At 65.1% G+C, this 21,720-nt stretch carries 22 protein-coding genes; 14 read left to right on the forward strand and 8 right to left on the reverse strand.

Features of this window, described 5'->3' with window-relative positions; all coding sequences use genetic code 11:
- Window positions 1-624, forward strand: a complete 624-nt coding sequence (leuD, locus tag SJY41_RS05600; protein ID WP_380779792.1) for a 3-isopropylmalate dehydratase small subunit — start codon at window positions 1-3, stop codon at window positions 622-624.
- Entirely contained in the window at window positions 621-1,256 is a 636-nt protein-coding gene (locus SJY41_RS05605) for an isochorismatase family protein (protein WP_380779793.1), read from the forward strand. The genes leuD (SJY41_RS05600) and SJY41_RS05605 overlap by 4 nt, the downstream gene beginning before the upstream one ends.
- Here SJY41_RS05605 and leuD (SJY41_RS05610) read toward each other — a convergent pair.
- Genes leuD (SJY41_RS05610) through SJY41_RS05620 form a run of 3 tightly spaced genes read right to left on the reverse strand, consistent with a single transcriptional unit; the run spans window position 1,244 to window position 4,440 of the window.
- Window positions 1,244-1,867, reverse strand: coding sequence for a 3-isopropylmalate dehydratase small subunit (gene leuD, locus SJY41_RS05610; protein WP_380779795.1), 624 nt, complete (start codon window positions 1,865-1,867; stop codon window positions 1,244-1,246). The two genes, SJY41_RS05605 and leuD (SJY41_RS05610), sit on opposite strands and share 13 nt — an antisense overlap.
- A 3-nt stretch (window positions 1,868-1,870) precedes the next feature.
- Window positions 1,871-3,256 (reverse strand): 3-isopropylmalate dehydratase large subunit, encoded by a 1,386-nt coding sequence (locus tag SJY41_RS05615; protein ID WP_380779797.1) that lies wholly within the window; start codon window positions 3,254-3,256, stop codon window positions 1,871-1,873.
- A 2-nt stretch (window positions 3,257-3,258) separates the two neighbouring features.
- Window positions 3,259-4,440 carry a CaiB/BaiF CoA transferase family protein gene (locus tag SJY41_RS05620; RefSeq protein WP_380779799.1) on the reverse strand — a complete coding sequence of 394 codons (1,182 nt, stop codon included), beginning with the start codon at window positions 4,438-4,440 and terminating at the stop codon, window positions 3,259-3,261.
- 91 nt (window positions 4,441-4,531) lie between these two features.
- Between SJY41_RS05620 and SJY41_RS05625 the strand changes: the two genes are divergently transcribed.
- Genes SJY41_RS05625 through SJY41_RS05640 form a run of 4 tightly spaced genes read left to right on the forward strand, consistent with a single transcriptional unit; the run spans window position 4,532 to window position 7,966 of the window.
- On the forward strand, window positions 4,532-5,464 hold the full coding sequence (locus SJY41_RS05625) for a hydroxymethylglutaryl-CoA lyase (RefSeq protein ID WP_380779801.1): 933 nt from the start codon (window positions 4,532-4,534) through the stop codon (window positions 5,462-5,464).
- Window positions 5,461-6,144 carry an isochorismatase family protein gene (locus tag SJY41_RS05630; protein ID WP_380779803.1) on the forward strand — a complete coding sequence of 228 codons (684 nt, stop codon included), beginning with the start codon at window positions 5,461-5,463 and terminating at the stop codon, window positions 6,142-6,144. Before SJY41_RS05625 ends, SJY41_RS05630 begins: the two co-directional genes overlap by 4 nt.
- Window positions 6,144-7,052: a polysaccharide deacetylase family protein gene (locus SJY41_RS05635; protein ID WP_380779805.1), complete on the forward strand. Its 909-nt coding sequence runs from the start codon at window positions 6,144-6,146 to the stop codon at window positions 7,050-7,052. Before SJY41_RS05630 ends, SJY41_RS05635 begins: the two co-directional genes overlap by 1 nt.
- Window positions 7,049-7,966, forward strand: coding sequence for a polysaccharide deacetylase family protein (locus tag SJY41_RS05640; protein WP_380779807.1), 918 nt, complete (start codon window positions 7,049-7,051; stop codon window positions 7,964-7,966). The genes SJY41_RS05635 and SJY41_RS05640 overlap by 4 nt, the downstream gene beginning before the upstream one ends.
- A gap of 50 nt (window positions 7,967-8,016) precedes the next feature.
- On the opposite strand, the gene SJY41_RS05645 is transcribed toward SJY41_RS05640, so the two are convergent.
- On the reverse strand, window positions 8,017-8,724 hold the full coding sequence (locus SJY41_RS05645; protein WP_380779808.1) for a hypothetical protein: 708 nt from the start codon (window positions 8,722-8,724) through the stop codon (window positions 8,017-8,019).
- 201 nt (window positions 8,725-8,925) lie between these two features.
- Between SJY41_RS05645 and SJY41_RS05650 the strand changes: the two genes are divergently transcribed.
- The 4 genes from SJY41_RS05650 to SJY41_RS05665 all read left to right on the forward strand — a co-directional run bounded on the left by SJY41_RS05650 (window position 8,926) and on the right by SJY41_RS05665 (window position 12,585).
- A complete protein-coding gene (locus SJY41_RS05650) occupies window positions 8,926-10,497 on the forward strand; it encodes an FAD-binding oxidoreductase (protein WP_380779810.1) in 1,572 nt (523 codons plus the stop codon).
- Between the two features lie 90 nt (window positions 10,498-10,587).
- Window positions 10,588-10,881: a DUF1330 domain-containing protein gene (locus SJY41_RS05655; protein ID WP_380779812.1), complete on the forward strand. Its 294-nt coding sequence runs from the start codon at window positions 10,588-10,590 to the stop codon at window positions 10,879-10,881.
- Window positions 10,882-10,993: 112 nt separating this feature from the next.
- Complete coding sequence (locus tag SJY41_RS05660; protein ID WP_380779814.1) at window positions 10,994-12,223, forward strand: class I SAM-dependent methyltransferase; 1,230 nt, start codon at window positions 10,994-10,996, stop codon at window positions 12,221-12,223.
- Window positions 12,220-12,585 carry a hypothetical protein gene (locus tag SJY41_RS05665; RefSeq protein ID WP_380779816.1) on the forward strand — a complete coding sequence of 122 codons (366 nt, stop codon included), beginning with the start codon at window positions 12,220-12,222 and terminating at the stop codon, window positions 12,583-12,585. Before SJY41_RS05660 ends, SJY41_RS05665 begins: the two co-directional genes overlap by 4 nt.
- A 294-nt stretch (window positions 12,586-12,879) precedes the next feature.
- Here SJY41_RS05665 and SJY41_RS05670 read toward each other — a convergent pair whose 3' ends face one another.
- Window positions 12,880-14,097 carry an FAD-dependent oxidoreductase gene (locus SJY41_RS05670; RefSeq protein ID WP_380779817.1) on the reverse strand — a complete coding sequence of 406 codons (1,218 nt, stop codon included), beginning with the start codon at window positions 14,095-14,097 and terminating at the stop codon, window positions 12,880-12,882.
- A gap of 244 nt (window positions 14,098-14,341) precedes the next feature.
- On the opposite strand from SJY41_RS05670, the gene SJY41_RS05675 reads away from it, so the two are divergent.
- The 4 genes from SJY41_RS05675 to SJY41_RS05690 are packed head-to-tail and all read left to right on the forward strand — an operon-like array spanning window position 14,342 to window position 18,705.
- Complete coding sequence (locus SJY41_RS05675) at window positions 14,342-15,100, forward strand: arylmalonate decarboxylase (protein WP_380779819.1); 759 nt, start codon at window positions 14,342-14,344, stop codon at window positions 15,098-15,100.
- 17 nt (window positions 15,101-15,117) lie between these two features.
- Window positions 15,118-16,041, forward strand: a complete 924-nt coding sequence (locus SJY41_RS05680; protein WP_380779821.1) for a polysaccharide deacetylase — start codon at window positions 15,118-15,120, stop codon at window positions 16,039-16,041.
- Between the two features lies 1 nt (window position 16,042).
- Complete coding sequence (locus tag SJY41_RS05685) at window positions 16,043-17,194, forward strand: FAD-dependent monooxygenase (protein WP_380779823.1); 1,152 nt, start codon at window positions 16,043-16,045, stop codon at window positions 17,192-17,194.
- Window positions 17,191-18,705, forward strand: a complete 1,515-nt coding sequence (locus tag SJY41_RS05690; RefSeq protein ID WP_380779824.1) for an aldehyde dehydrogenase family protein — start codon at window positions 17,191-17,193, stop codon at window positions 18,703-18,705. Before SJY41_RS05685 ends, SJY41_RS05690 begins: the two co-directional genes overlap by 4 nt.
- Window positions 18,706-18,845: 140 nt before the next feature.
- On the opposite strand, the gene SJY41_RS05695 is transcribed toward SJY41_RS05690, so the two are convergent.
- The 3 genes from SJY41_RS05695 to SJY41_RS05705 form a co-directional block, all read right to left on the reverse strand.
- Window positions 18,846-19,619 (reverse strand): IclR family transcriptional regulator, encoded by a 774-nt coding sequence (locus tag SJY41_RS05695; RefSeq protein WP_380779826.1) that lies wholly within the window; start codon window positions 19,617-19,619, stop codon window positions 18,846-18,848.
- 116 nt (window positions 19,620-19,735) lie between these two features.
- Entirely contained in the window at window positions 19,736-20,848 is a 1,113-nt protein-coding gene (locus tag SJY41_RS05700) for a zinc-binding dehydrogenase (RefSeq protein WP_380779828.1), read from the reverse strand.
- A complete protein-coding gene (locus SJY41_RS05705; protein WP_380779830.1) occupies window positions 20,845-21,711 on the reverse strand; it encodes an oxaloacetate decarboxylase in 867 nt (288 codons plus the stop codon). The genes SJY41_RS05700 and SJY41_RS05705 overlap by 4 nt, the downstream gene beginning before the upstream one ends.
- Window positions 21,712-21,720 lie beyond the last annotated feature (9 nt).

The following is a 21,720-nucleotide window of genomic DNA, read 5'->3' on the forward strand; positions in this document are numbered from 1 at the left end:
ATGCAGCCCTTCACCCACCTTTCCGGCACCGCCGCCGCGTTGCCCGAAGAGAATGTCGACACCGACATCATCTTCCCCGCACGCTTCCTGCTGATCACCGATCGGCATGGCCTCGGACGTTACGCCTTTCATGATCGTCGGTTCGCCCCGGACGGTACGGAAATCGCGTCGTTCGTCCTGAACCAAGCGCCGTGGCGCGCAGCGCCTATCCTCATCGCAGGCGCGAATTTCGGCTCTGGATCGAGCCGGGAACAGGCGGTCTGGGCGCTGCTCGGCCAAGGTATCCGCTGCGTCGTCGCGCCGAGCTTCGGCGAGATCTTCTACGGTAACTGCTTCCGCAACGGGGTCCTGCCGATCGTTCTGGATCCTGCGACGATCGAGGCCCTTTCGGCAGCAGCGCAGGAGGCCGGGCAGTTCGTGATCGATCTCGAGACTCAGACGATCCAGGTCGGCGACGCGCCACCCCTCGCATTCGAGATCGCCGCGCAACACCGGCTCGCCCTGCTCAACGGCTGGGACGAGACCGACATGATCCTGAACGCGCGCGGCGACGACATCGCGGCGTTCGAGGACCGCCACCAACGCATCCAGCCCTGGCTGTTCGAGACGGAAGACCCATCATGAGCGACGATCTGACCGCCAACTATGCCGGCGTATACGGCACCAAAGTCGGCTTCGGGCGGCGTCCCGCGCTGCTGATGATCGATTTCTGCCAAGGCTATTTCGACCCGGCCTGCGACCTGTACTCGGGAGTCGAGGACGCACTCGCCTCGGCGCTCCGGGTGCGCGCGGCGGCGCGCGCGGCGGGGGTTCCCGTGATCCTGACCAACGTCGTCTATCATCCCAGCGCGATCGATGGCGGCCGCTTCTACGAAAAGGCCGCGCCGCTTCGTCACTTCCTGAAGGGGAACCCGATGGGCGCGTGGCCCGAAGGGTTGGCCCCGGAGAACGACGAACTCGTCATCTCGAAGCAATATCCGAGCGCGTTCTTCGGCACCTCGCTCGCCTCCACGCTGACTGCGATGGGCGTCGACAGCGTGTTGCTGACCGGGTTGACGACGAGCGGCTGTATCCGCGCGAGTTGCGTCGACGCGATGTCGCACGGCTTTCGCACCACCGTCGTCGCAGACGCGTGCGGCGATCGGCATACAGCGCCGCACAAGGCGAACCTGTTCGACATGAACGCGAAATATGCCGATGTCGTCGGCGAGAGCGATGTCGTGGCGTTCCTCGGCGGGCTCGCTCAGCTAGGGTAGACCCAATTGCGACGTGCCCGGTCGGCGGTGATGAAACCGTCGATCTCGGCGCGACGCTTCAACGTCAGGTCGATCGCGTCCAGCCCGTCCAGCAGCATCTCCTTCGCTTCATCGGCGATCTGGAAGGCGTGTGCGATCCCGTCCGAACCAATCAGGACCTGCGTCGGCAAGTCGACGGTGATCCGAAGCGCCTGCGGATCGGGCGCGAGCGCGGCCGCAAGCGACGTTATCGCCTCCGGATCGAGCGTCACGGGCACGATGCCGTTGCGGATGCAATTACCCTGGAAGATCGGGTTGAACGACGATGCGACGATGGCGCGGATGCCGTATTCCGCGAGCGCCCATGCGGCGTGTTCGCGACTGGAGCCGCACCCGAAATTCGCACCGCCCAGGATGATACGCGTGTCCGCATAGGCGGGCTGGTTCAGGACGAACGCGGGATCGAGGTCGCGCGTGCCGATCCCGATATAGCGCCAGCCCGCGAAAAGTCCGTCGGCGAGGCCGGTCTTCGATACCGAGCGCATCTCGCGAGACGGAATGATCGCGTCGGTGTCGATGTTGTCGCGCAGCAACGGTGCGGCGACGGCGGTAAGGCGGGTGAAGGGTTCCATCGCTCAGCGCTCCACGAGACGGGCCAATAGGCGGGGGTCGGCGATCCTGCCAGCGATCGCACTCGCGGCCACCGTCTCGGGACTAGCGAGATGCGAACGGGTTTCGGGACCCTGCCGGCTTTCGAAATTGCGGTTGGTCGAGGTGACGACCCGTTCGCGCGCGCCGAAGCTCTCGCCGCCTGCAAAGAAGCACATCGAGCAGCCGGACTCGCGCCACTCAAAGCCAGCCGCGCGGAAGATGTGGTCGAGCCCCTCGGCTTCGGCGGCGTGCTTGACCGCGGTCGAGCCGGGGACGCAAATCGCGCGGACCCCTTCGGCAACCTTGTGCCCGTCCAGCAACGCGGCGGCACGACGCAGGTCCGACAGACGACTGTTGGTGCAGGAGCCAATGAAGGCCGCGTCGATCGGCAGGCCGAGCAGCGCGTCGCCGGCCGCCAGTCCCATATAGGCAAGTGCGCGGGCGGGTGCGTGGGCGGGCACATTGCCGTCGAGCGCGACCGAATCTTGCGGGCTGATGCCCCAACTTATCGTCGGTGCGACCTCGGCGGCGTCGATCGCGATCTCCGTATCGAACACCGCGTCGCCATCGGTGGGGAGCGTTCGCCAATAGGCGACGGCATCGTCCCAGCCGGGGCCGTTCGGGGCGTGGGGGCGGCCCTTCAGATAAGCGAAGACCTTGTCGTCGGCAGCGATAATCGCAGTGAACGCGGAGAATTCGGTGGCCATGTTGCACAACGTCATGCGCGCCTCGACGTCGAGCGCGCGGACCGTGTCGCCGGCATATTCGACGACATGCCCGCGGCCGCCGCTCGATCCGTGCCTCGCGAGGATGTGCAGGGCGAGATCCTTGGCGGTCACCCCGCGGCCCAGTTCGCCCGAGATCGTGACGCGCATCGTCTTGGGCTTTAGCACGCGCAGAGTGCGGGTGGCGAGCGCGTGTTCGGCCTCGGTCGAGCCGATCCCCCAGGCAAGCGCGCCGAGCGCGCCTTGCGTGCAGGTATGGCTGTCGGGACAGACCAATGTTGCGCCGGGCAGGACGATAGCCTGTTCGGGGCTGATCACGTGAACGATCCCCTGCCCCGGGTCGCCGATGTCGAACAAGGTGATGCCAGCGGCGTTTGCGGCGGCGCGGGTCGCGCGGATGAAGTCGGTGCCGGTCGGCATGATCGTACGATCCGTCCGACCGGGAAGCGTGTCGACGACGTGGTCCATCGTCGCGAACACTTGGCGCGGGGCTGCGACCGTACGGCCGGCTTCCGCAAGGCTTTGCAACGCGATCCCGCCGGTGCGCTCGTGGAGAAGGACACGGTCGATCAGGATCAACCCGCCATCCGCGAGCGGCGCGACCGCGTGATCGCGCCAGATCTTCTCGAAGATCGTCAGCCCCATGCTCAGGCTACCGCGCCGGACGCGAACAGTGCGTCGATGGTGTCGGTCGACATGCCGGCATCGAGGAGAAGCGCGCGCGAGTTGGCACCAGGCTCGCCTAGGTCGTGGCGGACGCCGAAGCGTTCGCCGTCGACCTCGATCGGCAGCGCAGGGAGGCGTGCCGGCGTGCCGTTCGGCAAGTGCAGATCGACCAGACCGCCTTGCGCGTTGAGGTGGGGATCGTCGAACAGATCCTCAGGCCGGGCGATCGGCGCGACCGGCAGGCCGATCGCCTCGCACTTCGCCAGCAGCACATCGCGGTCGATATCGGCGAACAGCGCGCGGATCCGTGGCAGGATGCGGTCCCGCGCCAGGACGCGATCGTTGTTGAGCGCCAGCGTCTCGTCGCCTGCGAAATCGTCGAGCGCGAATGCGGTACAGAACGCGACCCATTGCTGGTCGCTGACTACACCGACGAAGATCTGGCCGTCGTTGGCGGTCGCGAACACGTCGTAGATCGCCCATGCCGAAATGCGCGCCGGCATCGGAGCGGCGGCGGTGCCGGTGACCGCCTTCTGCGCCATGTGCTGGCCGACAAGGAATGCAGTCGTCTCGAACAGCGAGCATTTAACCTGGCCGCCAGCACCGGTGCGATGGCGACGTTCGAGCAGGCCGAGAATGCCGATCACGCCGAACATCCCGCCGGTCACGTCGATCACCGATGCGCCCGCGCGGAGCGGCCGTCCGGGCGGGCCGGTCATATAGGCGAGCCCGCCCATCATCTGCGCGACCTCGTCCAGTGCGGTGCGATTTTCGTAGGGACCCGCAAGGAAGCCCTTTGCCGAGCAATAGATCAGGCCAGGATTGTCCGCCGACAAGGCGTCGTAGCCGAGCCCCAGGCGATCGAGCGCGCCCGGCCGGAAATTCTCGACGACGATGTCCGCGTCCGCAGCCAGTGCGCGCGCCGCCGCGATGCCGCCCGCGGACTTGAGGTCGAGGCAGACGCTGCGCTTGTTGCGATTGTACATCGGGTAATAGCCCGCGCCCGAGCCGAGCAGCCGACGGGTGCGATCGCCGCCGATCGGCTCGACGCGGATCACGTCGGCGCCCATGTCGCCAAGGATCAGCCCGGTCGACGGGCCCATCACCATGTGTGTGAATTCGACGACCTTAAGGCCCGCCAGCGGCATTTCCGTATCCGACATCCGGTCACTTTCTTCTGGTCCGTCGCCACCCTGCCGCGGCGGCGTCATCGCTGACCACCACGCTGAGACGACTATCCGAGGACCGGAAAAAATGACCGATATCGACATATTGGTAAGCGAAGTCGGGCCGCGCGACGGTCTGCAGAGCATCGACCGGATCATGCCCACCGCTGCCAAGAAGGCCTGGATCACCGCCGAAGCCGCGGCGGGGCTCCGCGAGATCGAGGTCGGCAGCTTCGTTCCCGCCAAGCTCCTGCCGCAGCTCGCCGACACGGCCGAGATCGTTGCCCATGCCCGCACGATCCCCGGCCTGACGGTCGCGGTGCTGGTGCCCAACGCCAAGGGCGCCGCGGCGGCCATCGCGGCGGGCGCGCACAAGATCACGTTGCCGCTGTCCGTCAGCGAAACGCACAGCCTGGCCAACCTTCGTCGTACGCACGCACAGGTGCTTGCCGAGGCGAAGACCATCGCGGACATGATCAGGGCATTGCCCGAGGGCGAGCGTCCGCATTTCGAGGGATCGTTGTCGACGGTCTTCGGCTGCACGCTGGAAGGCGCGATCCCCGATGCGCAGATCGCGCGGCTGGCGGAAGGATTGATGGCAGCGGGCTGCGACGAGGTCGGGCTGTCGGATACGACCGGCTACGCCGACCCGTCCGCCGTCAAGCGGCTGATCGCGCTAGTGAAGCGTGCGGCGGGCGACGATGCGTTAACCGGGATCCACCTCCACAACACGCGCGGGCTCGGGCTGGCAAACGCGCTGATGGCGCTGGAATGCGGGCTGACGACGCTCGATTCTTCGCTCGGTGGGCTCGGCGGGTGCCCGTTCGCACCGGGCGCGTCGGGTAATATCGTCACCGAGGATCTGTGCTTCATGCTGGCGGCCATGGGTCTGCGGACGGGGATCGATCTCGATGCTCTGGTCGCTGTGCGGTCAATCCTGGCCGACGCGCTGCCCGGTGAACCGCTGTTCGGCTTCCTGCCCGATGCGGGACTTCCGCTCGGCTGGAGGCAATCGGCATGACCATCTTGGGTACGAAAATGGTCCGCGAGGACAAGACCGCGCGGCAGTTGTTCGAGGCGGTGATGGCCAACCCGGCCCGCACGAAATTCGGCTTTGGCGAGAAGCTGGCGATCGTGAACATCGATTTTCAGAATGCCTATACGCGGATCGACGAGTTCAAGACCGCGTACGAGACCGACCCGCGGCAGATCGAATACGCCAACACGATCTCGCGCTTGGCCCGAGCGAAGGGCATGCCGGTCGTGTGGACGCATGTCGCCTATATGGAGGACGCCAGCGACGCAGGTGTTTGGGGCACGCGCACCGACACCCCGGACAGCTTGCAGAACATCAAATACGGGTCACGCCGGCACGCGTTCGACGATCGCTGCGAGATCGATCACGTAAAGGATGCGGTCTACACCAAGCGCATGCCGTCGCCGTTCTTCGAGACGCCGCTGCAGAGCCTGCTGGTATGGCACAAGGTCGATACGGTCGTCATCACCGGGGGCTCGACCTCGGGCTGCGTCCGCGCGGCTGCGGTCGACAGTCTGAGCCGTGGCTACCGCACCATCGTGCCGATCGAGACGTGCGCCGACAAGCACGAGAGCTATCATTTCGCGAACCTGACCGATCTCCAGCTCAAATACGCCGACGTCGAACCGGTCCAGACGGTGATCGACTGGTTGGAGGCACGGTAATGCTCGAAGGTGCCCCCGATCCCGGCCTGTACGACTTCAGCCCCTATCGCGACCGGAAACCGATCGTCTGGCCCGGCGACAAGAAGGTCGCGGTGTGGGTCTCGCCCAATCTCGAATATTACGAGATCGACCCACCCGCCAATCCGCACCGGAAGAGCTGGGCGAAGCCGCATCCCGACGTGGTCGGCTACAGCCACCGCGACCATGCCAACCGTGTCGGCCACTGGCGGATGGCGGAGGTGATGAGCAAGCACGGCTTTCCCGGCTCGGTCTCGCTGTCGGTCGCCTTATGCCAGCATCACCCGGAGGTCGTCGCGGACGGTGCTGCGCGCGGTTGGGAGTTCTTCAGCCACGGCATCTACAACACGCGCTACAGCTACGGCATGGACGAGCGCCAAGAACGCGCGATCATCGAGGATTCCATCCGCACCGTGCGCGAGGCGACCGGCCAGACGATCCGCGGCTGGCTCGCCCCTGCGCTGACGCACACGCCGCGCACGCTCGACCTGATCGCCGAATACGGCCTCGACTACACCTGCGACCTGTATCACGACGACCAGCCGATGCCGGTCAAGACCGCCAGCGGCGATTTGATCTCGATGCCCTACAGCCTCGAGGTCAACGACCATTACGGCTTCTTCATCTACAATATGAGCCCGCGCGACTATGCGAAGACGCTGATCCGCCAATATGAGCGGCTCGCCGACGAAGCGGAGAAAGCCGGTGGTGCCGGCGGCACGGTGATGTGCATCCCGCTCCACTCCTACCTGATCGGCCAGCCGCACCGGATCGGCGCGTTCGAAGAGGTATTGCGGCACATCGCCGCCGACGGCCGTGCATGGATCACTCGCGCCGGCGACATCGCCGACGCGTATCGGAATCAGATTGGTCGGGAGCGGGTCGCATGAGCCTCGACCCGACCTATCTCGACTATGCCAAGCGCCGTCTCGGCTACGACCATGATCTCTATCCGTACGAAACGCTGCCCAAGCGTGCTCCGATCGCCTGGCCTGACGGCAGGACGGTCGCCACATGGATCGTCGTCAGCCTGGAGTGGTTCCCGATCACGCCGGAGGACAAGCCGTTCCGCGCCCCCGGCCACATGCAGACCGCCTATCCCGATTACCGCCACTACACCGCACGCGAATACGGCACCCGCGTAGGCTTCTATCGTCTGCTCGACGCCTTCGCGAAGGCCGGCGTGCGCGTATCTGTGGCTGTGAACAGCGCGATTGCTGACCGCTATCCGTCGATCATCCGCGACATCGTCACCGCGGGTCACGAGATCATCGCGCATTCGACCGACATGAACGGCACGATCGCCAGCGGTTTGCCGCTGGACGAGGAACGTGCGCTGATCGTGTCGTCGCTCGACACGCTGGAGAGGGTCGCTGGCATTCGCCCGCGCGGCTGGCACTCGATCGCGCGGTCGCAGAGCTTCAGTACCGTACCGCTGCTGAAAGAGCTCGGCGTCGACTATTGCGTCGACTGGGCGAATGACGAGCTTCCCTGGACGTTCGCGAACGGACTGGTCAACGTGCCGCTCAACCACGAATTGTCCGACCGCCAGATCCTGAACGTCCAGCAGCAGTCGGTCGACAGCTATGCCGAACAGATCCTCGACGCGCACGACTGGCTCAGCGCGGAGGCTGCGACACAGGGTAGCGGACGCCTGCTACCATTGCACCTGACGCCGTACATCATCGGATTGCCCTACCGAATGGACGCGTTCGAAGCGCTGCTCGCAGAGCTGGCGGCGCGACCAGAGACGTGGTTCGCAACCGGCGGCGACGTGTTCGACAGCTTTACCGCGCAGCGCTGAGGGAGGTCGCCCTCCTCTTACCGAGGGGAGCGACGCACTTAGACACGACTTCAGGCGATACCCAGCCGCGCCCTGAGCGAACCCTCGGGCTCCTCGGCCAGGACGAGCCCGCGGGCGATCAGCGCCGGCAGCATCGTCTTCGCGAACGCCTCGAGCCCCTCCTCCATATCGGGTGGGGTCAGGTGAATGCCGTCGATGACGCCTTCCAGATACAGCGCCTCGATCTGGTCGAGTCCGGCCATCGCCGTAAAGGTGCGCAGCAGGACCTTCGGACCGGCCTTGGGTGCGGGCGAGTCGCGGTCGATGATGACGATGTCCGGCGATATCCGCGACCAGAGGGGATCGGCGTCGCTCTGGACCAGCACCGGGCGCTCGTGATCCGCCCATAACGCATGCGTGGCAGCAACAAAGACGACACCGTCGGCGAGGCTCTGCGCGGTGTGCGGTTGCACTAGAGTCGTTGGCTGCCAGCCAGCATTGCCTGACGCGAGCCGGTCGAGTTCGACCAGCGACGGTGCTACGGTCGCTGGGTTGTCGAACCCGGTATCCACCGTCGGAACGAACGCGAGGCCACCGGCGTCCGGCGCCATCGACTTGCCGATCGCAATCGAATCGAACCCCGCCGCGCCGCCATCGCCCAGCAGCAGCAACGCCACGCGCGCGGTACTCGCAAGCGCGACGATCTTTGCCGCCCAGGCGGGATCGTTCAGGCGCGCGTCGGCGATGCCGACCGATATGATCAACGGCGCGCGGGTCATGGGAAGTACTCCGATGTCAGGTAGGACGGATTCGAGCGAGGATGCCTCTGTCATTCGACCAGAATGGCCAAGCCCGACCGACAGTCGTTCACAGCGTCAAATCTAGCCGCCAGGTGGACAGACCCAGCCCGGATCGCGCGATCGAGTATCGGATAGCGCACCTGCGCTGCTCGCATCACGCGTCCGCATGATGCACTGGCGGTGTTTGATATCGCTGACGGCCCGGGGATGATGATGACGTTGATGCACGACCTGATCGCCGCGATCGGCAAGGATGCGGTCAGCGACGATCCGTCCGCCCGCTCGGTCATGAGCAACGACGTCTATCGCGGATCCGGCGTCCCTGCGCTGATCGTGCGCCCGACTACGGTCGAGGCTCTGCAGGCAGCAGTGCGTATCTGTTCGGCGGCGGGCGTCGCGATGGTACCCCGCGGTGGCGGCGCCTCCTATACCGATGGCTATCTGTTCGAGGCCGGCGGCCACGTGCTGGTCGACACGGCCGCGCTGGACAGCATTGAGGTCGATGCCGACAACGCGGTCGTGACGGTCGGCGCTGGCGCGACCTGGGCGAAGCTCAAAGATACGCTGGCAGGGCACGGCCTGCGCACGCCGTTCTGGGGCCCCTTTTCGGGTCTCGCCGCAACGATCGGTGGCAGCGTCAGCCAGAATACGCTGAGCCACGGCAGTGGTGCCTACGGCATCTCCGCACAGTCGGTCCTGTCGCTCGACGTAGTGCTCGCATCGGGAGAACTGCTCAAGACTGGTACCTCGCAGGCCACACGCTATTACGGTCCCGATCTCACGGGACTGTTTACCGGCGACTGCGGTGCACTGGGCATCAAGGCGACGATCCGCCTGCCATTGATCGCGGTTCGCTCCCATTTCGAGGCAGTCAGCTTCGCATTCGACAGCTTCGCGGCATGCCATGCCGGCGTCAGCAAGGCGCAGCGCGAAGGCCTCGACGATTCGCATTTCGGGCTCGATCTCGCACTGTCGCAAGGCCAGATCGCGCGCCAGGACGGCGTCGGCGCCAAGCTGAAGATCGCCCGCGATCTGTTCGCAAAGGCGCCCAGCGCGTTCGCCGGCGTAAAGCAGCTGGTTCGCATGGCGTTGGCCGGCGGCAAGGCGATGCAGGCCGGCGAATATATGTGCCACTTCATCATCGAAGGCGTCGACGCGACCGATGCTGCCGCGCGCGCGACCAAGCTCCGCGAAGTGATCGCGCCATATGGTCGCGAGATTGCCAACAGCGTGCCGAGCTTCGTCCGCGCGCTGCCGTTCGCACCTTTGACCAATATCCTTGGGCCCAGCGGTGAGCGCTGGGTGCCGATCCACGGCGTGCTGCAGCACGACAAGGTCGTGCCGTTCCACGACGCGCTCAAGGCGCTCTACGAAACGCGCAAAGCGGAGATGGACCGGCTTGGCATCTGGTCCGGCACGATGTTCAGCCCGGCAGGGTCGAGCGGCTTCCTCTATGAGGTCGCGCTCTATTGGCCCGACGATCGCACCGACTATCACCGCCATACGCTCGCGCCCGAGCACGTCGCGACCCTTAAACCCTATGCCGAGAACGCCGAGGCCCGCACCTACACGCATCAGCTGAAAGCGGACATCATCGCGCTGTACCAACAGTTCGGTGCCGCGCATTTCCAGATTGGCCGAGCCTATCCCTATCGCGACCGGCTCGACCCGCAGGCGCTTGCGCTGCTGCTCGGGATCAAGGCGGCGCTGGATCCCAAGGGACTGATGAACCCCGGCGCCCTGGGCCTTTGACCGGCAGGCGGACAGCGCCACGCATCGCCTTCGCGCATCGGCGGTCGGAGCTAGGCTGACCGCTTACCCGCCAGCTTCAAGGATATCGCCATGGCCGCCTACATCGTCGCGACCGTCAACATCACCGATCCGGTCCGCTTCGCAGCGTACGGCAAGGCCATCGCGGGTCTCAGCGAACGCCATGGCGGCGAATATATCGTTCGCGGTGCCATAGCCGAGGTACTCGAAGGTGACGTCCTGCCGAGCGAGCGTGTCGTCGTCAGCCGCTACCCGTCCGCTGAAGCGGCCCGTGGTTATGCCAAATCCGCTGAATATCTCGCCGCCGCTGCGCTCCGTGTCGGTGCAGGCACGGTCGAGATGCGCCTGCTCGTCGATCCCAACTGACGAAACGCGGGCGCGCTCCGATAACCGTCAGGCGGATATTCCTCCACAAAGCCTATCTTGCGCCGCGCTGATCCCGCAGAATTGGCACCGGCCAGCATTGGAGTTCTAGTACATGCTCAACACCTTCCAGCAGGCGCTGCATCCCATGCTGCCGACCGTCACGCATGACGAGGCGGCGCGGCAGGAGTTCACCAAGAGCTTCAAGGGGTTCATCCAGTCCAACCTCCTGCCCGGCCTAGGGCCCGTCTATGGCGGCCGGGTCTCGAAATCGTTCGAGCGAGAGCATGGCCGCGCGCCGGCCGATCGCCGCGACATCCGTACCGCGATGGTCGACGACCTGTATTTCCAGCACTATGCCTCGGCCAACCGCACCGCACAGGAACTGCTGTGGGAAGCGACCAACATCAGCGTCGAGCGTGAACTGCCCGAGCTGATCGAGAAGGCCAAGGCGCTGTCCGCCGGATCGAGCGCAGTGCTCGACATCCCCGAGACGTTCGACACGCCCCGCTACATCACCGCGCTCGACATCCACTGCATGCCGGGCGGCTATGCGACCGAGGTGGCGCCAGACGACGTGTCGGTTGGCGTGCTCTACGATCGCGGCGTGTATCTCTACGCGATGGGCTATACCGGGCCGATGAACGACGACATGGGTCGCTCGGTCTGCAATTACGTCAAGCGCAACCTCAAGGGGTTCTCGCCGAAGCGGATCCTCGACATGGGCTGCACCGTCGGCCATTCGACGCTGCCGTATGCCGAGCTGTTTCCCGATGCCGAGATCTGGGGCATCGACGTCGCCGCACCGCAGATCCGCTACGCGCACGCGCGCGCCGCGGGAGTCGGGCTGAACGTCAATTTCGCGCAGATGAATGCCGAGGAGACGCGCTTTCCCGATGGCCATTTCGACCTGATCGTCAGCCACATCCTGCTGCACGAGACCAGCGGCAAGGCGATGCCGCGGATCTTCGACGAGTGCGCGCGCCTGCTGTCGCCGGGTGGCTACATGATCCACGCCGATCTGCCGCCATTCGATCTGATGGACCCGTTCACGCAGTTCATCCTCGACAACGAGACCTGGTACAACAACGAGCCGTTCTGGGGCGCGATGCGCGATACCGATCAGGTCGCGCTTGCCGAGAAGGCCGGGTTCGATCGTTCCGAGGTGCGCTTCGATACCGCGCCGATGGCGGTGATGGAATTCGCCGCGCAATCCGGCGGCTATAGCGAGGAGGCCGCGAGCGCGGTCGCCGAGCGCGACTTCACCGCGGGTGAGTTCGCACCGGGTGGCGGCTGGGAAGTCCTGATCGCCCGCAAACCCCTGGCAGAGGCAATGGCAGCATGACGACCGAGACCCAAGACCGCCCGCACGTCGTCAAGGACGCCAAGGGCAAGCGGCCGGTGTTCTACGAGGCGCCGGGCATGGACCAGGCGATGTCGATGATCATGGTGCTGGCGAACGAGATCTCGGTTGTTCACGACCGGCTGGATTCGGTGGAGCGGGTCGCCGCCAAGCACGGCATCGACCTGGCGGCCGGTATCGAGACGCTGGAGCTGGATCAAACGGCGCTCGAGGCACGTGAAGCCTGGCGACAGGATTTCCTCGAACGCCTGTTCTATCTGATGCGCAAGGACGCGCATGAGGCCGGGCAGGCTGCGACGCACGAAGGGTATCGCTCGACGATCGCCGAGATCGCCGAGGGTTGAGCGTATAAGCCTCGACTAAAGACCTGACCTAACTCTTGTTCCCCCGCGAAAGCGGGGGCCCAGGAGCCGCAAGCGTTACCGCCCGTGACCCTGGACTCCCGCCTTCGCGGGAGAACGGGGCAGCTGAGATGGCAACGGCCCCTTCCCAAGCGACACCACCCCGGCGGACGCCGGGGTCCAGTTGGGGGACGTTGCTAACGAAGCGCGGTACGTCGTTACTGCGACCTCACCACCTGGGCCCCGGCCTTCGCCGGGGTGACGGAGAAATGTGGTGATAGAACGAAGCTGCGAGCCTCAAACGATCGCAGCCTCCTCCTTCAAGCTCTGATACATCGACTGCCGCAGCAGATAGGCGCGCCGCTGTTCGGGATCATTCGACAGGGCCGCCAGCCGCACTTCCTGCTCGCTGCGACCTTCACCCTGCGATTCCATCATCTTCTTGTTCGCGATCGTCTGCGACTGGACGAAAGTATTCGCGATCGTCCGGCGCTGGCGATCATAATGCGCCAGCGACAGCTCCGCGTCGGCATCGCCGAGGATGATGTCGCGCAACCGGGTCGTCAGGTTCCACACGTCGTGGATCCCCGAATTCATCCCGAAACCGCCGAGCGGATTATTGAGATGCGCCGCGTCGCCGGCGAGCAGCACGCGGCCGTGATGGAAGCCGCCTGCGACGCGCTGATGGACGCGGTACAGCGTGCGATGCGACGTCTCGACCTTGGTGCCGTCGCCGACCAGCCCGTCGAACACCGCATTCTTCTTGGCATCCGATAGCAGGTCGGCATCCTGCGCGGCAATGTTGGTCGGCACCAGCACGCGCCAGAAATCGGGTACGCGGAGCAGCACGCACCATTCGTCGCGGTCCGATACGTAATTGACGCCAGCCAGCCCGTCGAAATGCTGCTCGATCGGATAGCGCGTCGACAGCGTGAGGAAGCGTTCGGGATAAGTGAATCCGTCGAAGCTGGTGCCGGTCCACTTGCGCACCGTCGAGTTCGCGCCGTCCGCGGCGATCAGATAGTCCGCGCGGATGGTCTCGATCGCCATCGGCGTCTCGACCGATACCGTCACGCCGTTGACGTCCTGATCATAGGCCAGCACGCGTCGCTGGAACCGCGCTTCGCCATTGGGCAGCGCGTCCAGCTTGCCGGTCAGCAATCGCGCGAGCTTGAACTGTTCGCATTGCAGCCGGTACGGGTGCGCCGAAACGTCAGCGAGTTCGCCCAGATCGAGTTCGATCACGTCGCCGCTGCGACGGTTGCGGTAGTGATAGGTCGGCGCGCGCAAGCCGACCTGCTCAAGCTCGCCCAGCACGCCGAGTTCGGCAAGCATGTCGAGCGTCGGCGGATGCAGCGTCGAGGCGCGCATATCCTCCGGACAGTCGGGCAGCGCCTCGACCAGGATCGTGTCGATCCCCATCGTTGCGAGCCGATATGCGGCCACGGCGCCCACCGGGCCGCCGCCCGCGATCACGACCTGCGTTCGCCGGATCTTCGTGTTCGTTCCGGTCATGTCCGCCACACAGCTTCCCCCGTACAATCGCCTACTCGTGGGCTAGGGGTAGCGGCCGTGCGAAAACCGGCCTGCGCATGGATCAATACTATTCGACAGACGACCAATAAAGTGTGCTGGCGCCAGCGAAGGAATTCGACCTGCGCGGCTTTCGGCTGACCGCCAGTCGGAGACATATATCCGAAACCGTTCCGGGACATGTCGCCGGATGGTTGTGTGAGCGTCGCTTACAGGAGGCGCACGCATGGTAGATTCTCTCGGGTCACGGATGAAGTTTGCGGTTGTTGCGCCATCCACCAACACCAGCGTCGAGCCCGAATACGCGCGCATGCAGCCGCGCGGCGTCACCAATCACTTCTCGCGCATCGCGATCCCGGACACCAAGGTGACCGACGACGACAGCTTCATGGTGATGCTCAACACCATTCGCGCCTCGACCTTCGACGCAGTCGACGTATCGATGTCGATGGAGCCGGGCTGCGTCATCATGGGCATGTCGGCCGAGACGTTCTGGGATGGTGCCGAAGGTGCGGACCGGTTGCACAAGAAGATGGTCGAGCGGACCGGCGGCGTGCCCGTCATCATGGGGTCGACCGCGGTCGATGCGGCGATCAAGGCCTATGAAGCCGATCGCAAGCCGATCCGGAAAATCGGCATCATCACGCCGTACATGCCGGTCGGCGACCGCAACGTGCAGAAGTTCTTCGAGGACCAGGGTTACGAGGTGGTCAATCTCGTCGGTTTGAAGTCGCCCTCACCAATGATGATTGCCCATGAATCCAAGCAGATACTGAAACAGGCGGCGATCGACGTGTCGGACGGTGTCGACGCGATCATCCAGGCGGGCACCAATCTTGCCTTCGCCGAGGTTGCAGGAATCGCCGAATTCTGGCTGGAGAAGCCGGTGATCGCGATCAATACCGCGACCTATTGGCACGCGCTCAGAACGATGGGCATTTCCGATCAGATCGATGGCTTCGGTCATCTGCTCAGCCACTGCTGACCCCCAGGAGCATCCGCATGGACTATGATTACATCCCGCTTCCCGCCCGTCAGCCGCTTGTCTGGCCGAACGGCGCCCGCGTCGCGCTGATCCTCACGTTCAACCTCGAGACCTGGGATCTGACCAAGGATACTGACAAGCCCTATTACGCGGGTGGCCCGTCGATCCTGCCCGATATCCTGCCCGGCAACGTCCCCGATTTCCCGAACTACAGCTGGCGCGAATATGGCCAGCGGGTCGGCATCTGGCGTTTGTTCGAGTTGTTCGACAAATTGGGCGTCAAGGCGAGCTGCACGACCAACGGCGTGACGTTCGAGCGACGCGGGGCGATGACCGATGCGGTGCTGGAGCGCGGCTGGGAATTGCTCACGCACAATTGGGAGCAGGGCGAACTGCTGACCAACTTCGCCGGTGACCCCGATAAAGAGCGCGAGATCGTGCTGCGGACGCTCGACCAGTTCGAGAAGTTCACCGGGCGGAAGTCGAAGGGCTGGCTGTCGTCATCCTTGCGCGGCACGATGCAGACCGCGGACATTCTCGCGGAATATGGCTGCACTTTCTACTGCGACATCATGAACGACGATCAGCCGTATCTGCTGAAGACGCCGAACGGGCCGATCGTGTCGGTGCCCTATTCGAACGAGATCAACGACTTCACGTTCATCACGCGCAAGAATTTTACCACCGACCAGTTCTCGCAGGCGCTGATCGAGGAACTCGACGTGCTGTACGAGGAAGGCGCGACCACCGGGCGGATCATGAACGTCGGACTGCACCCGCACGTCTCCGGTCGCGCGCACCGGATTCGGGCGCTGCGTGAGTTCATCGAGCATGCCAAGTCGCTGCCGGGCGTCTGGTGGGCGACGCGCGAGGAGATCGCCGACTGGTATCTCCAGAACCATGAGTCGCATATTCCCGGTCAGTTGGGCCAGGCTACCTGAGATGGCCCGTAGCGAACGGATCACGATCGTCGGCGGTGGTATCGGCGGGATGACTGCCGCTGCCGCAATCGCGCAGGCAGGCTTCCCGGTGACGCTGGTGGAGGCGGCACCTCAGTTCGGCGATATCGGCGCGGGCGTCACCTTGTCGCCCAACGCGATGAAAGCGCTCGATCATATCGGCGTGATGGAACAGGTCGCCGCCGCCGGGGTCGAACCTACGCGCCAGCGAATCCAGCACTGGCAGGACGACCGCGTGCTCGTCCCGATGGAACGGGCGAGCGCGCGCGCGAAATACGGCGCACCCTATGTGACGATCCACCGCGCCGACCTGCACGCCGAACTGGTCCGCGCCGCGCGCGACGCCGGCGTCGACTTGCGCACCAGTGCGCCCGCCGCGTCAACCGAGGGCACTACCGTGATACTTGCCGACGGCAGCCGTGTCGAAGGCGACGTGATCATCGGCGCGGACGGCGTGAAGTCCGTCGTCCGTCAGCGATTCGAGACGACGCCGGCCAAGTTCACCGGCCACGTGGCATGGCGCGCGCTGGTACCTGTCGGCGACGCGATCCGCTCGGTCACCGAATGGCCGGGCATCCATATCGGTCCCGGCAAGATGATTACGCGCTATCCCGTGCGGGGCGGCAGTCTGCTCAACATGGTGTTCTTCGCGCGGCAGGACGGCTGGACCGAGGATGGCTGGACGCTTCCCGCTGATCCTGCCGATCTTGCCGCCACCTATGCGGGGTGGTCCGGCGAGGTCCAGGCGATGATCGCGGCAGCATCGACGGTGCCGCTGTTCAAATGGGCGATCAACGCGCGTGCGGCGCTGCCCGACTGGACGATCGACGGCAACGTCGCGCTGCTCGGCGACGCCGCGCATGCGATGACGCCGTTCCTCGGCCACGGCGCGGCCTGCGCGCTTGAGGATGCCGTCGTCCTGTCGCGTGCGCTTGCCGGGTCGGAGACGACGAAGGAAGGCCTGCGCCGCTACGTCGCGGCACGCCACGACCGCGCGAGCTTCATCCAGGCGGAATCCAACGCCAATGCCGATCGCATGCAGGCCGACGACGCCGCACTGTTCGGCCTCGGCGCGATGAAGGACGAGGAAAGCCTCGGCCTGTTCGATTACGATTGCCGGAGCGTACCCGTATGACCACCAACGCCGTGCCCTTCGACGGCCATGCCATCGCGCCCGAGACCGATGCGTTTCTCGGCCAGTCGCACAAGCTGCTGATCGACGGCGCGTGGGTCGACGGTGAGACCGGTGAGACGACCGAGACGCGCGATCCGGCAACCGGGTTGGCTCTCGCGCGGTTCGCGATCGGTGGAGCAGGCGACATCGACCGCGCGGTCGCGGCCGCACGGCGGGCATTCGAGGGGCCGTGGTCACGGCTGACTGTCGCCGAGCGCACCGCGCTGCTGATGCGGCTCGCGCGCGCCATGAACGACGACGCGCAGGTTCTCGCCGAGCTCGACGTGATCGACAACGGCATGCCGATGTTCATCGCCGGGCTGACGGTCGCGAACTGCGTCGAGATGGTCGACTATTATGCCGGCGGCATCATGCGGATCGAGGGCACGACGACTGCCCCGCCGCGCCACGTCTCGGCCGAAGCGGAGGCGCTGACTTATACGTTGCGCGAGCCGGTCGGCGTGGTCGGCCAGATCGTGCCGTGGAACGTGCCGCTGTCGACGGCAATCCTGAAGCTGGCGCCGGCGCTGGCGGCAGGCTGCACCGTGGTGATCAAGCCTTCGGAGGAGACGCCGCTGTCGATGCTCCGGCTCGGGCAACTGATCCTGGACGCCGGCTTTCCCAACGGCGTCGTCAACATCGTCAACGGGTTCGGGTCGACCGCGGGCGCGGCACTTGCCGAACACCCCGACGTCGACAAGATCTCGTTCACCGGCTCGACCGCGACGGGCAAGCGGATCGTTCAGGCGGCGATAGGCAATCTTAAGAAAGTCTCGCTCGAACTCGGCGGTAAGTCGCCGGTGGTGGTCTTGGCCGATGCCGACCTCGCGCTCGCGATCCCCGGCGTGGCGATGGCGACGTTCTTCCTGCAGGGCCAGAACTGCATGGCCGGTACGCGGATCTTCGTCCACGAGAGTATCCACGATCAATTGGTCGAGGGGCTGGTGGCATTTGCAAGCGGCATGACGCTCGGCCACGGGCTGGACCCGTCGAACATGCTCGGGCCGATGATCTCGGACACGCATACCGCCAAGGTGATGGGCTATATCGACGGCGCCGTCGCCGACGGTGCGACGCTGGTCGCGGGTGGCAAACGGCTTGATCGGCCGGGCAATTTCATCCAGCCGACAATCTTTACGGATACCCGGCCTGAAATGGCGGTCGTGCGCGAGGAGATTTTCGGACCGGTGATGACGGTGTCGAAGTTCGCGACGGACGATCTCGATGCAATCGCACGGCTGGCGAACGACACGCCGTTCGGGCTATCGGGCAGCGTCTGGACGCAGAGCCTTTCGTCCGCGCACCGCCTGGTATCGCGGATTCGGGCGGGCCAGGTGTCGATCAACTGCCACGGCGCAGTAGGGACGAACATTCCGTTCGGCGGATATGGTCAGTCGGGCTGGGGTCGCGAGTTCGGTCGTGAAGGGCTCGATGCGTATCTCGAGACGAAGGCGGTGACGGCACGGCTGTGAGGTACCTCCCCCAAAACCACCACCCCGGCGAAGGCCGGGGCCCAATTGGGGGACGGTTATAACGGCGGGCGGCCCGTCATTATTGCCACCTTTCCAGTTGGGCCCCGGCCTTCGCCGGGGTGGTGGTGGCGGATGCGGGTTTACGCGGTGGCGGGTTCGCTCAGATCATGGCTGATCAAGATCGCCGCCGCCTTCAGCTCCTCCAGATAGCTCTCCAGCGCGACCTCGAGCTTCATCGCGGTCACGAAGAACACCATCGTCATCGCCGCCTCGAACACGCCGTTCCTGAAGATCGGCACGGCGATCGACGAGGTCTTGCCCGGCGTGAGGTTGAAGTGATTGCGCCCCTGTACCGCATAGCCCTGTCGCCGGATGCGTTCGACATCGAGGCTCGCTTGCGCGGTAGCGAGATATTGCAGGTCGATCTCCTGCGAGACACGCATCCATTTCAGGATCATCAACCGCTCATCCTCCGGCGCGAACGCCATCGAGAGCTTGCCCGAGGCGCTGTCGAGGATAGGTAGCGTGAAGCCGGGATAATATTGCTCGAACGTCAGCGACGTGTTCGCGTGTGTCGAATCGCGCAGCATCATGTTGCGGCCGACGCGCGTCGCGATCGAGACGGGCCAACCGAACCGCCGGGTCAGCTCGACGATATGCGGCCGCGCCGCCTTGACCAGTCGATCGTCCTGCTGGAAGCCATGCGCCAGCGTCTGCACCATGGCCGTCGGCCGATAGCGCTTACGCGCCGGCTCTTGCTCGATCAGTCCTTCATACAACAGCGTCTGCACGATCCGGCAGGCGGTCGGATACGGGACTTCCGATGCTTTCGAGATTTCCATCATCGACAGCGATCCGTGGCGGTTGATCGCCTTCAGCGCGGCGATCGACCGGCTGATCGATCGAATGGGCACACCCTTTTCCATGCTCGCGATTCTCCGAAGCCGTGTTGTGACACCAACATGACAGGGAATGCGCTGCTGACCGCTACGTGACAATGTTTATCCGCCTGGCGGATAGACGATCAACTTTAGGGTTTGACCACCTGACGGATCGCTTCGCCGCTCGCGAGCCGATCGAGCAGGCCATTGATCTCGGACAACGGGCTTATCGAGGTGAGCAGGCGCTCGACCGGAAGACGCCCTGCCCGCCACAGCGCGACGTAGCGCGGGATGTCTCGCGACGGGATCGACGAGCCCATATAGCTGCCCATCAGCGTCTTGCCGTCTGCGACCAGCGACACGGCGGGGATCGACAGCATCTCCGACGGATTGGGCAAGCCGACCGTGATGACGCGCCCGCCGCGCCGCGCCGCGGCATAGGCCTGCGCCAGCACGGCTGCCTTGCCGACGGTCTCGATCACCACGTCGGTTTTCGGCAGCGACGCCGCCTCGTCCGGCGAGACGGCCTGGGTAGCGCCCAGTTCGAGAGCGAGCGTGCGTTTCTCGGGCGAAGGATCGACCGCGGTGACAGGTTGCGCGCCTGCCGCAAGTGCACCGAGCAGCGCGGCGAGGCCAACCCCGCCCAGGCCATAGATCAGCACGCTTTCACCCGGCCGCACCTGCGCCGTATTCATCACCGCACCAACGCCGGTCAGCACCGCGCATCCGAACAGCGCCGCGGTTTCCGCCGGGATGTCGCGATCGACCTTCACGGCGGAGCGGCGATCGATGACCGCGTGCGTCGCGAACGCCGATACGCCGAGATGATGGTGCACCGCCTCGCCGCAATCCGAAAGCCGGTGGCCACCGCGCATCAGTTCGCCCGCGCCGTTTGCCGCGGCGGCGTTGGGGCAGAGATAGCCTTCGCCCGATGCGCACGCGACGCATTCGCCGCACGACGGCAGGAACACCAGCACGACCTGGTCGCCGATCGCGAAGTGCGGGTCCGCGGCGTCGCCGAGCGCGACGACCGTCGCAGCGGCTTCGTGGCCGAGCGCCATCGGCATCGGCCGAGGCCGGTCGCCGTTCACCACCGACAGGTCGGAATGGCAGATCCCGGCGGCGTCGATCCGCACCAGCAGTTCGCCGGGCTTCGGATCGTCGAGCATCAGCGTTTTCAGCATCAGCGGCGGCGTGTCGGCATAAGGGCGCGGGTTGTCGCCGCTCCGGCCGAGCACGGCCGCCGTGATCTGAAGAGTCATGCGTCCGCCTTGGCCCATTTCTTCTCGAACGCCCAGACGTCTTCGAAGCCGATCAGCGAGCAGAATTCTTTGAAGTTGAAGATGCCATCGGGCTCGCCGACACCGTTCTGCTTCAGGTCGATCAGCGCCTTTTCCATCGCCGTCGCCGCGACCAGGCTGGTCAGCGACGGATAGATCGCGAACGCATAACCGAGTTCGGCGAGCACCGACGCATTTGGCACCGGCGAAAGGCCACCGTTTGCCATGTTCGCCATCACCGGCTTGTCGAATGCAGCGCAGGCGGTCCGCATCTCCTCTTCGCTCTGCAGCGCTTCGGGGAACAGGATGTCGGCACCGGCCTTCGCATACGCCTCGAGCCGGCGCAGCGATCCATCGAGCCCTTCGCTCTGCCGCGCATCGGTACGCGCGACGATGAGGAGGTTCTCCTTGTCGGTCCGCGCGTCGCACGCAACCTTGATCTTCTCGACCATGTCCTCGAGCGAAATCAGACGCTTGTTAGGCGTGTGGCCACATTTCTTCGGGAACTCCTGGTCCTCCAGCTGGACCGCGGTGACGCCCGCCTCTTCATAGCCCTTCACGGTGTGATGGACGTTGAGCAGGCCACCATAGCCCGTGTCGGCATCGGCGATCAGTGCCGCCTTGCTGGTCCGCGCGACGGTCGCCATGCGGTCGACCATCTGCGTGTAGCTCGCGATCCCGGCGTCTGGCAGGCCGTAGGCGGACGCGGTCAGCCAATAGCCGGTGCCATAGAGGATATCGAACCCGACCTTGTCGGCGATGACCGCCGAGATCATGTCGTGGACGCCGGGGACAACGAAGAACGCGCCGTCCGCGAGCTTGGTGCGGAGGATAGGATTGGCCATGATGATTCC

The organism is Sphingomonas sp. R86520 (assembly GCF_042466285.1).
Classification (GTDB): domain Bacteria; phylum Pseudomonadota; class Alphaproteobacteria; order Sphingomonadales; family Sphingomonadaceae; genus Sphingomonas.

What these genes read in the sequence shown, in the direction of transcription:
- SJY41_RS05675 (WP_380779819.1), top strand. Translation starts at nt 14,342, where the DNA reads ATGGTAGATTCTCTCGGGTCACGGATGAAGTTTGCGGTTGTTGCGCCA.
- SJY41_RS05665 (WP_380779816.1), top strand. Translation starts at nt 12,220, where the DNA reads ATGACGACCGAGACCCAAGACCGCCCGCACGTCGTCAAGGACGCCAAG.
- SJY41_RS05685 (WP_380779823.1), top strand. Translation starts at nt 16,043, where the DNA reads ATGGCCCGTAGCGAACGGATCACGATCGTCGGCGGTGGTATCGGCGGG.
- SJY41_RS05690 (WP_380779824.1), top strand. Translation starts at nt 17,191, where the DNA reads ATGACCACCAACGCCGTGCCCTTCGACGGCCATGCCATCGCGCCCGAG.
- leuD (WP_380779795.1), bottom strand. Translation starts at nt 1,867, where the DNA reads ATGGAACCCTTCACCCGCCTTACCGCCGTCGCCGCACCGTTGCTGCGC.
- leuD (WP_380779792.1), top strand. Translation starts at nt 1, where the DNA reads ATGCAGCCCTTCACCCACCTTTCCGGCACCGCCGCCGCGTTGCCCGAA.
- SJY41_RS05615 (WP_380779797.1), bottom strand. Translation starts at nt 3,256, where the DNA reads ATGGGGCTGACGATCTTCGAGAAGATCTGGCGCGATCACGCGGTCGCG.
- SJY41_RS05640 (WP_380779807.1), top strand. Translation starts at nt 7,049, where the DNA reads ATGAGCCTCGACCCGACCTATCTCGACTATGCCAAGCGCCGTCTCGGC.
- SJY41_RS05645 (WP_380779808.1), bottom strand. Translation starts at nt 8,724, where the DNA reads ATGACCCGCGCGCCGTTGATCATATCGGTCGGCATCGCCGACGCGCGC.
- SJY41_RS05605 (WP_380779793.1), top strand. Translation starts at nt 621, where the DNA reads ATGAGCGACGATCTGACCGCCAACTATGCCGGCGTATACGGCACCAAA.
- SJY41_RS05705 (WP_380779830.1), bottom strand. Translation starts at nt 21,711, where the DNA reads ATGGCCAATCCTATCCTCCGCACCAAGCTCGCGGACGGCGCGTTCTTC.
- SJY41_RS05635 (WP_380779805.1), top strand. Translation starts at nt 6,144, where the DNA reads ATGCTCGAAGGTGCCCCCGATCCCGGCCTGTACGACTTCAGCCCCTAT.
- SJY41_RS05630 (WP_380779803.1), top strand. Translation starts at nt 5,461, where the DNA reads ATGACCATCTTGGGTACGAAAATGGTCCGCGAGGACAAGACCGCGCGG.
- SJY41_RS05670 (WP_380779817.1), bottom strand. Translation starts at nt 14,097, where the DNA reads ATGACCGGAACGAACACGAAGATCCGGCGAACGCAGGTCGTGATCGCG.
- SJY41_RS05625 (WP_380779801.1), top strand. Translation starts at nt 4,532, where the DNA reads ATGACCGATATCGACATATTGGTAAGCGAAGTCGGGCCGCGCGACGGT.
- SJY41_RS05655 (WP_380779812.1), top strand. Translation starts at nt 10,588, where the DNA reads ATGGCCGCCTACATCGTCGCGACCGTCAACATCACCGATCCGGTCCGC.
- SJY41_RS05660 (WP_380779814.1), top strand. Translation starts at nt 10,994, where the DNA reads ATGCTCAACACCTTCCAGCAGGCGCTGCATCCCATGCTGCCGACCGTC.
- SJY41_RS05680 (WP_380779821.1), top strand. Translation starts at nt 15,118, where the DNA reads ATGGACTATGATTACATCCCGCTTCCCGCCCGTCAGCCGCTTGTCTGG.
- SJY41_RS05700 (WP_380779828.1), bottom strand. Translation starts at nt 20,848, where the DNA reads ATGACTCTTCAGATCACGGCGGCCGTGCTCGGCCGGAGCGGCGACAAC.
- SJY41_RS05620 (WP_380779799.1), bottom strand. Translation starts at nt 4,440, where the DNA reads ATGTCGGATACGGAAATGCCGCTGGCGGGCCTTAAGGTCGTCGAATTC.